The 8832-nt window shown below is 74.4% G+C and carries 9 protein-coding genes; 4 read left to right on the forward strand and 5 right to left on the reverse strand.

What is annotated here, in order from left to right; all coding sequences use genetic code 11:
• The first annotated feature begins 43 nt into the window (after positions 1 to 43).
• Entirely contained in the window at positions 44 to 817 is a 774-nt protein-coding gene (locus ACFYXS_RS38160) for a class I SAM-dependent methyltransferase (RefSeq protein WP_389256393.1), read from the forward strand.
• Here ACFYXS_RS38160 and ACFYXS_RS38165 read toward each other — a convergent pair.
• Positions 798 to 1835 (reverse strand): aminoglycoside phosphotransferase family protein, encoded by a 1038-nt coding sequence (locus ACFYXS_RS38165; RefSeq protein ID WP_389256394.1) that lies wholly within the window; start codon positions 1833 to 1835, stop codon positions 798 to 800. The two genes, ACFYXS_RS38160 and ACFYXS_RS38165, sit on opposite strands and share 20 nt — an antisense overlap.
• 53 nt (positions 1836 to 1888) lie before the next feature.
• Here ACFYXS_RS38165 and ACFYXS_RS38170 point away from each other — a divergent pair, with 53 nt between their 5' ends.
• Positions 1889 to 2743 (forward strand): helix-turn-helix domain-containing protein, encoded by an 855-nt coding sequence (locus tag ACFYXS_RS38170; RefSeq protein WP_389256395.1) that lies wholly within the window; start codon positions 1889 to 1891, stop codon positions 2741 to 2743.
• On the opposite strand, the gene ACFYXS_RS38175 is transcribed toward ACFYXS_RS38170, so the two are convergent.
• Complete coding sequence (locus ACFYXS_RS38175) at positions 2709 to 3089, reverse strand: nuclear transport factor 2 family protein (RefSeq protein ID WP_389256396.1); 381 nt, start codon at positions 3087 to 3089, stop codon at positions 2709 to 2711. The two genes, ACFYXS_RS38170 and ACFYXS_RS38175, sit on opposite strands and share 35 nt — an antisense overlap.
• A 335-nt stretch (positions 3090 to 3424) precedes the next feature.
• Here ACFYXS_RS38175 and ACFYXS_RS38180 point away from each other — a divergent pair, with 335 nt between their 5' ends.
• Positions 3425 to 4195: a GNAT family N-acetyltransferase gene (locus ACFYXS_RS38180; RefSeq protein ID WP_389256397.1), complete on the forward strand. Its 771-nt coding sequence runs from the start codon at positions 3425 to 3427 to the stop codon at positions 4193 to 4195.
• A 78-nt stretch (positions 4196 to 4273) separates the two neighbouring features.
• Here the strand turns inward: ACFYXS_RS38180 and ACFYXS_RS38185 are convergent, their stop codons facing one another.
• Together ACFYXS_RS38185 and ACFYXS_RS38190 are read right to left on the reverse strand one after the other, a co-directional pair.
• Entirely contained in the window at positions 4274 to 4528 is a 255-nt protein-coding gene (locus ACFYXS_RS38185; RefSeq protein ID WP_389256398.1) for a helix-turn-helix domain-containing protein, read from the reverse strand.
• Between the two features lie 93 nt (positions 4529 to 4621).
• Positions 4622 to 5323, reverse strand: coding sequence for a type 1 glutamine amidotransferase domain-containing protein (locus ACFYXS_RS38190; protein WP_389256399.1), 702 nt, complete (start codon positions 5321 to 5323; stop codon positions 4622 to 4624).
• 244 nt (positions 5324 to 5567) lie between these two features.
• Between ACFYXS_RS38190 and ACFYXS_RS38195 the strand changes: the two genes are divergently transcribed.
• Entirely contained in the window at positions 5568 to 6476 is a 909-nt protein-coding gene (locus tag ACFYXS_RS38195; protein ID WP_389256400.1) for a helix-turn-helix transcriptional regulator, read from the forward strand.
• A gap of 16 nt (positions 6477 to 6492) precedes the next feature.
• Here ACFYXS_RS38195 and ACFYXS_RS38200 read toward each other — a convergent pair whose 3' ends face one another.
• The gene (locus tag ACFYXS_RS38200) at positions 6493 to 8628 is read right to left on the reverse strand and encodes an acyltransferase family protein (protein ID WP_389256401.1); all 2136 of its coding nucleotides are present in this window, start codon (positions 8626 to 8628) and stop codon (positions 6493 to 6495) included.
• Positions 8629 to 8832: the final 204 nt, after the last annotated feature.

Raw genomic sequence — 8832 nt, forward strand, 5'->3', positions numbered from 1 at the left:
CCCGGCCCTGCCCCCCGCGCCGACCCGGGTCTACCCTGCCGTCGTGCTGGACTACGAGCAGGAGGCCGCCCGCTACGACGCCACCCGGGGCGGGACACCACGGGCCCGGGCCGCCGCCGCGGCGGTGCTCGGGCTGGTGCCCGGGGAGGCGCGCACGCTGCTGGACGCGGGGTGCGGAACGGGCCTGGTGACGGAGCGGTACGCACGGCCCGGGCTGCGCGTGCTGGGAGCGGACCGCGCCGCCGCCATGGCACGGATGGCCAGGGCCCGCGTCGGACCCGGCGTCGTGGTCGCCGACCTCCGCCGGCTGCCGTTCGCGGCGGGTTCACTGGACGCGGTGTCCACGGTGTGGGTGCTGCACCTGCTGCCGTTCGCACCGCGGGTGATCGCGGAGTGCGCGCGGGTGCTGCGACCCGGCGGGGTGCTGGTCACCACCGTCGACAAGGACGCCGGGCACGACGTGGGCAGCGACATCGACACCCTGCTCGGGCCCTTCAGGCGGCAGGAGCCGTACGACGCCGAGGAGCCGCTGTTGCGGCACGCCGCCGCGCACGGGCTGCGCCCGGCCGGGGAGACCCGCTTCACCGGCCACGGCCAGGGCCGGGCCCCGCGCGACCTGGCCGCGCGGATCGCCGCGGGCCAGTTCGCCTCCGCGCTCGTGCTGGGCGAGGGGGACACCGACGTGCTGGCCGGGCGCCTGGCGGCGCTGCCGGACCAGGACAGGCCGCGGCCCGATCCGGTCTACCGGCTGATCGCCCTCGCCAAGGACCCGGACCGGGCCCCGGCCCCGGACTCCCCTACAGCGGCGGCTCGTTGAGGAGTTCGCCGAGCCACAGCGCCATGCGCTCGACCGGCACCGTGCCGGACGCGGCGCCGGACGCGCTGCCCGACGCGGTGCCGGACGCGGTGCCGGTGCCCGCGGCCGGGAAGACCCGGCCCCAGGTGTGCGCCCGGCCGACCGCGCCGACCCGGCACGCCAGGCTCGCCAGCCGGCGCAACGCGGGCAGGTCGTGGCCCTCGCCGCCCCAGGACTCCAGGTAGCGGTCGCGCAGCCGGGCCACCACGTCCGGGCCGTCCGCGCCGTACCGCCGGTGCGCCATCCGGGCGGTCACGAGCAGGCTGGTGAAGGGGTGGGCCAGGGCCGCGTCGCCCCAGTCGAAGAAGACATAGGCGTCGCCGCGGTGGAAGACCTGATCCTCGTGCAGATCTGCGTGGTCGAGCGCCGCGCCGATGCCGGATCCGTCCAGTTCCTCGCACCAGTCCACGAAACGCGGGCGGACGGCCCGGACCTCGGAGGGCGCGTCCGTGCGGTGGATCAGCTCGTCCAGCAGCTCCGGCAGCCGCGCCGGCCGCAGGTCGGGCACACCGAGCGCGGCCATCTCCTGCGCGCGGTGCGCGGTGGCACGCTGCAGCGCTGCGTAGGCGCGCAGCGGGGCCTCCCAGTAGTAGGGGCTGCCACCCGGCCGGTCCGCGGTGCCGGCCAGCAGCGGGCCGCCGTCCGGCAGCAGCGCCCAGGCGCGCGCGGTGTCCACGGCCAGCGGCGCCAGCACCCGGCCCGGCACCCACCCGTGCAGCGCCCGGGTCAGCGCGGGCTCGAAGGCGGAGCCGGGCGGGTTCGCCTTGAACCACACCGTCTCCCCCGACGCGGTGGGGATGCGCACGACCACCGACCAGGGGCGCAGCCGGGCCAGCCACTCCTCCCGCGCCCGCGGCCGCAGACCGCGCCCGGCGATGGCCTCCTCCGCCCAGGCGAGGGCGTCGCGCCGCCACGCCCGGTCCGCCCAGGGCGTCGGCCCCTCGTGCTCCCCGATGTCGATCTGCGGTTCCCGCTCCATCAATGCATCAGAGCACGGCCACCCGCACCGCGCACCTGCGTTACGGTCCCCTCATGACGACGACCACGGCCGGCCCCGGCCCGTCCGTCGCGGGGGTGGGCACCCTGCTGCGCGGCTGGCGGGAACGGCGGCGGATCAGCCAACTGGAACTCGCGCTCCGGGCCGACAGCTCGGCCCGGCACATCAGCTTCATCGAGACCGGCCGCGCGCGCCCCAGCCAGGCCATGGTGCTGCGGCTGGCCGAGCACCTGGAGGTACCGGTCCGGGAGCGCAACACCCTGCTGGTGGCGGCCGGTTACGCCCCCTCCTTCCCCGAGACCCCGCTGCGGGACCCGGCCATGGACCCGCTGCGCGACAGCCTCGACCGGCTGCTGGCCGCGTACGACCCGAACCCGGCGCTGGTCCTGGACGGCATGTACGACGTCGTGGCCGCGAACCGCGGCGTCGCCCTGCTCCTCGACGGCGTCGCCGAGCACCTGCTGCGGCCCCCGATGAACGCGATGCGGATCACCCTGCACCCGCAGGGGCTCGCCCCGCGCATCTTCAATTTCCGCCAGTGGCGCGGTCATCTGCTGGAGCGCATCGAGCGCCAGATCACGATGAGCGGCTACGCGCCGCTGCGCCGGCTGTACGAGGAGCTGGCGGCCTACCCGGTCGACGGCGCCCGCCCGGAGCCGCCGGCGGCGGACGGCCCGCACGCCCCCTTCGCGCTGCCGCTGCGCGTGGTCCACGGGGGCCGGGAGCTGTCGTTCCTCTCCACGGCCGCCACCTTCAACACCCCCATGGACGTGACGGTCTCCGAGCTGGCGATCGAGACCTTCCTGCCCGCCGACCCGGAGACCGCCGCAGCCCTGCGGGCGGGGACGCCGTCCGTCACACCTGCGGAATCCGGTCCAGGAAGCCGCTGACCGAGCGGATCCGGCCGTCCTCGGCCAGCGTGATCACGTCCGACCCGGCCACCGGCGCCGTCCCCGCGGGCGCGCCCTCCGGCCCCAGCTCCCAGGAGAACCGCGCGATGTCGTGGTGCCCGTCCACGCTCCCGGTGAGCGTGAACACCAGCCCCGGGAACTGCTCCGCCACCCCGCCGATCAGCGCGCTGACGGCCTCGTGCCCGGTGACGTCGGCCAGCGGGTCGGTGTACCCGCCGTCCTCGCTCCACGCGGCGGCCACGGCCTTGACCCGTGCCTCGGCGCCTCCGGCGTTCCATGCCTCGAAGTACCGGGCCACCGCGGTCTCGTACCGGTTCTGCGTCATGTCGGTTCCTCACCCTCGTCGTGGTCGGCCCGGCGGACGCAGTGGAGTGCGCCACCCCGTCCGCCGGTACGTCCACCCTGCCGGGGCGGCCCGAAGGCGTCGATTACCTCCGGGGTAAGGGACGCCGCGGGGCGGCAGCCCGGAAAAGAGTCTGGCGCCCATGTTCTAGCCCCGCCCCTGGGTGGCGTGATGGTTTGGGGCAGGGGCCGGGTTCAGCCGCACCTTGTGGGACGGCGGCGGCTGCGGCGTGCCCGTCGTACGGGTGGCCGTCCCGGTGACCTCGGACATCTCAACGGCTCGCCGGCACGGTCCGGCGACCGGAAGGAAGCACGTTGATGCATACGAACGACCCGCTCAGGACGGTCGTGTTCGCGTACACGGCCGTCCGCGACACTCTGGCGGCCGTTGCGACCGGTGACAGCAGAAGAGAACCGGACGACACCGTTCTGGCCGTCTCCGGCGCCCCGGTCGCGGCGCTGAACGGTGTCGTCAGCCCCGACCTGGAGCCGGACCCCGACGTCGTCGAGGCACTGGCCGCGAGCGCGAGCCGGAGGGGACTGCCCTGGAGCATCCAGGTGCGCGGCGTCCCGGGGCCGCGGATCAGCGCGGTGGCGGCACGTCACGGGCTGACCCACATCAGCGTGCAGCCCCTGATGGTCAGACGGTCTGACGCGGGCACACCGCCGCAGCCGGCCGCCGGTCCCTTGCGCGTCCGCGCCGTGCGGGCCGATGAGCTCGGCCTGTACGCGAAGATCATGGCGGAGGGCTTCGGGGTACCCCCTGAGATGTTCGAGGTCTTCGCCGAACCGGCTCTGGCGGAGGCGGAGGGATTCACCTTCTACCTGGCGGAGGTGGACGGCGTCCCCGTGGGAACGGGCATGGCCGCGGTCCGCGGTGATCTGCTGGGGGTCTACAACGTCTCCGTACTCCCGGACCACCGCCGCCGGGGCCACGGCCGGGCCATCACGACGGAGATCGTCCGCGCGGGCCACGCGGCCGGCGCCACGACCGCCTACCTCTACTCCAACGCGATGGGTGTGCCCGTCAGCACGTCGGCGGGCTTCCACACCGCGGAGATCCTCACCTGGTTCACCGCTCCGGCATAGGCGGCCTTCGGCGGACGGTCTGCCGCCCGGCCCGATCGGGCCGGGCGGGAGACCGCCGGGACCGCGCCCACGGCCCGGCTAGCGCGTCGGGCCCCTTCGCAGGCTCCTCGCGAAGGCCGCGGGCGTGGTGCCGTAGAGCTCCTTGAACCGGCGGATGAAGTGGCTGGAGTCGGAGAAGTTCCACTTCGCGGCGAGCTCCGTGATCGTCACCGCTCCGCCGGTCCTGACCATCTCGGCGTGGGCCTCCTGGGTGCGGCGCCGGCCGACGCAGCGCATGACGGTGTCGTCGGCCGCGGCGAAGGCGCGGTGCAGCGTCCGCACCGAGACGCCCATGCGGCGCGCGAGGCCGGCGGGGGTGATGTCCTGCTCCCCCGCCCCCAGGCTGCGGTCGATGAGCCTGCGCGCCGCTTCCAGGTCCGAGTGGATTCAGCGGCCGGCGAGCGCGGCGACGAGCCGCTCGGCCAGCGGCTTGCTGGAGGCGGGGTTCTGGCCGGAGTAGAGGTTGCCGTCGACGACGACGTGCGCCTCCCAGGCGATCCCCGCCGAGCGGACGGTGGCCCCGCGTGCCTTGAGGACGGTCTCCACCAGCCACGGCGCCTGGTCGGAGGTGCCGTTGATCCGCTCTTCCTCGTTGGTGAAGACGGTCAGGGTGCGTCCGGCGAAGAGCCAGCGTCCGCCCGGCAGGTTCGCCGAGAGGAGCGCGGCCGGGCCGTGGCACACCGGCGCGATGATCTTCCCTGCGGCGTCGGCCTCGATGAGGATGCGGCCGAGGTCGGGGTCGTGGGCCAGGTCCTCCATGGGACCGTGCCCGCCGGGCAGGAAGATCGCGTCGTAGTCGGCCGTGTCGACGTCGGGCAGGGCCTTGGGATTCGTGAGCGCCTCGGCCGAGTCCTCGATGTACGCGGCGTAGTCGGCCGCCGCGGGTCCGGCGACGTCGTCCCGCAGGCTCACCGGGTCGGCGGCCGGCTTGCCGCCCACCGGGGCGGCGATGTCGACGGTGAATCCGGCCTCGGTCAGGATGCGGTGCGGGACGACGAACTCCTCGGCCCAGTAGCCGCTGGGGTGCTTGCTGCCGTCGGTCTGCGTCCAGTGGTCGACGCCCGACAGCACCATCAGGATCCTGGCCATCTCGGCTCACTTTCTTCGGGGCCGCTCGTCGCGGCCGGGGAGGGAGGCAAGGGGGCACGGGAGGGCGGCCGCTCGGTCGCCAGAACCGATGCCTGCTCCGGCCCGCGCAATCCAGGACACCACGCCCATCCCGGGCCACAGGCCCCGTTTTCCTGCCCTGACCTGCAAGGGAACCGGTTGCATAGGACGGAGCGACCCCCCTTGTCCGGGCGACCCCGCGACACCCCGGGGGGAGAATAGGGGTATGTCCAGAAACGTCGACCTCAGCGAGTTCCTGCGCCGGTGCCGCGGCCGCATCACTCCCGAGTCGGCGGGGCTGCCCGAGCGCGGCGCCTACCGGCGGGTGCCGGGGCTGCGCCGGGAAGAGGTCGCCCAGCTGGCCGGGGTGAGCACCGACTACTACACGCGCCTGGAACAGGGACGGCAGATCAGCCCCTCCGCCGGGGTCCTGGAAGCGGTGGCTGCCGCGCTGCGGCTCGACGACGCCGAACGCGCCCACCTGTTCGACCTCGCCGGACCCAGAGCCGGCAAGGGCTCACGAACGGCGCCGGCCGTGCAGCGCGTCCGGCCCGGGCTGCGGAGGTTCCTGGACTCCTTCAGCGACCAGGCCGGCTTCGTCCTGGGGCGCCGCACCGACGTGCTGGCGACCAACCACCTCTGCCGCGCCCTGATGACCGACTTCGACGCGCTGCCCGCGCGGGAGCGCAACCTCGCCCGCTGGATCCTCCTGGACGAGGCACCCCGCGCGCTCTACCTGCGGTGGGCGCAGGTCGCCGAGGAGATGACGGCCGTGCTGCGCCTCGACGCCGGCCGCCACCCCGAGGACACCCGGACCGCCGAGCTGGTCGGCGAGCTGGCGATGAAGAGCGAGGACTTCCGCCGCTGGTGGCCCGACCACAAGGTCTTCGACCGCACCCACGGGCACAAGCCGCTCCACCACCCGGTCGTCGGTGACCTGTCCATCGACTACCAGGCGTTCACCATGCCAGGCGACACGGACCAGACCCTCTTCCTGTACCTACCGGCCCAGGACCAGGCCTCCCGGGACGCGTGGAAGCTGCTCGCCAGCTGGAGCGCCGACGCGTCGGCGGCCCGCCCGGCCGCGGGCGGCACCGACGCGGCCGCGACCCGCGGGCCCGGGAGACCTGGGTAGGCGCGGACGGCGGCCCTCACTGCGCGGGCAGGGACAGGCGGTCGCCGAGGACGGGGGCGAGGGCCTCGGCGTAGGCGTCGGCCATGTGGCTCTCGTCGCGGTAGACGAAGACGTCGCCCACGACGACCGGGCAGGTGCCCGAGTCCGTGCAGAACCAGCGGGTGGGGTCGAGGACGGTCGCACCGGTCGCCTGCGCGGCCGTCCGGATCGCCGCCCCGCGGGCCGGGTCTCGGATCGCGCCGGGCAGGTGGTTGGCACAGCGGTCCAGGTGCAGGGGGTGGGCGGCCGCGCAGTCGACGGCGTCGGCCTGCGGCCACGGGGTGTCGAGGAGAGCGACGACGCGGGTGCCGTCCTGCGCGAGTGCGCGGTACGTGGCCTCGAACCCGGCGGTCCACTGCCGCAGCGGGTCGTCCGCCGGCCGGTCCGGGGTACCGGCGTCGGAGGAGGAGGCGATGACCAGGGCCGGGTGCAGCGCGTTGATCCGGGCGACGGCCTTCGCCCGCCACTGGTCGCAACTGCTGTACGGCCCGCCCCCGTTGACGGTGGTCACCTCGGCCACCTTGCAGGAGGCCTTGGTCAGCGAGACCAGCTTCCAGTGGCGGGCCTTGGCGAGCCGGTCCAGCGCGGGGAACCACTGCGCCGCGTGGGAGTCACCGAAGAGGACGACGGTGCGATCGGCGCCGGGTTCGCCGTACACGCACGGCGGTGTCGCCGTGCTGACGTAGTTGAGGTGGCAGCCGTCCTCGTAGACGGCCGAACGGCGGGACGTGATGTCCGCCAGCGCCGGACGGAGATTGCTGGGCAGGCTCGTCGCGGCGGTGTCCAGCAGCCCCGAGAGCCGTTCGCCGGCGTCGGGGGCCGCGGTGAGCGCGGGCTCGAGGGCGAGCGCGGGCGCGCCGGAGTCGACCGGGGGCGGGAAGACCGCGGCGACCAGGGTCGCCACCACGGCGCCCGTCGTCAGGGCGGCGCCGAGCGCGAGCCCGCGGCCGGGACGGCGACGCAGCGCCTTGTGGAAACGCACCCGGTTCTCGACCAGCCGGAGCGTCAGCCAGGCCAGAAGCAGCGCGCCGGCGCTCAGGCCGACCCCGAGCAGCGGGCTCGCGGGCACCCCCAGCGCCATCGGGCCGATGACCAGCAGCGGCCAGTGCCACAGGTACCAGCCGTACGAGAGCCCGCCCAGCCAGGTCATCGGCCGCCGGGCGAGCAGCGCGCGGGCGCCCCACGACGGTGCCCTCGCGCAGCCGCCCGCCAGGACGAGCACCGCCCCGAGCACCGGCAGCAGGGCGTGGTAGCCGGGGAAGACCGTGTTCGCGTCGAACGCCACCGCGGACAGCAGCACACCGCCCAGCCCCGCCCACGTCATCGGCGCCGCCCATCGCGCGGGCAGCCGCCGCAGCCGGACCGCGGCCAGCGACGTCAGCGCACCGGCGCCGAGTTCCCAGGCCCGGGTGTGGAAGCCGAAGTACGCCCAGGAGGGAGCGTCCTGCGTCGTCCACACGCTCAGCCCGAACGACACCAGGCAGAGCGCGACCAGGGGCAGGGCCAGATGACGCCGTCGCCGGACGCAGCGCGCACCGGCCAGCAGGAGCAGCGGCCACAGCAGGTAGAACTGCTCCTCCACCGCCAGCGACCAGAAGTGCTGGAAGGGCGAGGGCGGGGCGCTCTGGGCGAAGTAGTCCGTGCCGCCCGCGGCCAGCCGGAAGTTCACGGCGTACAGCGAGCTGCCCAGTGCGTCCCCGACGTACTCGGTGAAGCGGATCTTCGACAGGAACAGCCACGCACCGGCCAGCGTCACGAGGACGACGATCGTGGACGCGGGCAGCAGACGCAGCGCCCGGCGGGCGTAGAAGGTCCGCAGGGAGACGGTGCCGGTGGCCAGCACTTCCCGCAGCAGGAGGGTGGTGATGAGAAAGCCGGACATCACGAAGAACACGTCCACGCCGGCGTATCCGCCCGCCAGGTACGGCACTTCGCAGTGCGCCAGGACGACCATCGTGACCGCCACGGCCCGCAGTCCCTGGATGTCCGGACGCCACTCCTGCCCCTTGCCCCCCGCCGCACGGCGCTGCGCGGGGACGGCGGTCCGAGGCGCGGGCAGAAGCGGGCGGCCCGTTCGTCGCATGGTGTTCCCGGCGAGGGATCTCGATATCACTCCCCGTACTGTCCGGATCCGCGCGGGCGTTGCTGTGAGCTCGGTCATACGCACGAAGCCCCGCGGTACCGTGTGGTACCGCGGGGCTCGGTGGGAACAGCCGGTCTGCGGGGGTCAGCCCTTGCGGGCGGTGACCTCCTCGGTCAGCTGCGGCACCACGCTGAACAGGTCACCGACCACGCCGTAGTCGACCAACTCGAAGAT

This window comes from Streptomyces sp. NPDC002574 (genome assembly GCF_042889545.1).
Classification (GTDB): domain Bacteria; phylum Actinomycetota; class Actinomycetes; order Streptomycetales; family Streptomycetaceae; genus Actinacidiphila.

Excerpts from the sequence above, each read along its gene's own strand:
- ACFYXS_RS38165 (WP_389256394.1), bottom strand. The coding sequence starts at position 1,835 with ATGGAGCGGGAACCGCAGATCGACATCGGGGAGCACGAGGGGCCGACG.
- ACFYXS_RS38170 (WP_389256395.1), top strand. The coding sequence starts at position 1,889 with ATGACGACGACCACGGCCGGCCCCGGCCCGTCCGTCGCGGGGGTGGGC.
- ACFYXS_RS38175 (WP_389256396.1), bottom strand. The coding sequence starts at position 3,089 with ATGACGCAGAACCGGTACGAGACCGCGGTGGCCCGGTACTTCGAGGCA.
- ACFYXS_RS38180 (WP_389256397.1), top strand. The coding sequence starts at position 3,425 with ATGCATACGAACGACCCGCTCAGGACGGTCGTGTTCGCGTACACGGCC.
- ACFYXS_RS38185 (WP_389256398.1), bottom strand. The coding sequence starts at position 4,528 with ATGGGCGTCTCGGTGCGGACGCTGCACCGCGCCTTCGCCGCGGCCGAC.
- ACFYXS_RS38190 (WP_389256399.1), bottom strand. The coding sequence starts at position 5,323 with ATGGCCAGGATCCTGATGGTGCTGTCGGGCGTCGACCACTGGACGCAG.
- ACFYXS_RS38195 (WP_389256400.1), top strand. The coding sequence starts at position 5,568 with ATGTCCAGAAACGTCGACCTCAGCGAGTTCCTGCGCCGGTGCCGCGGC.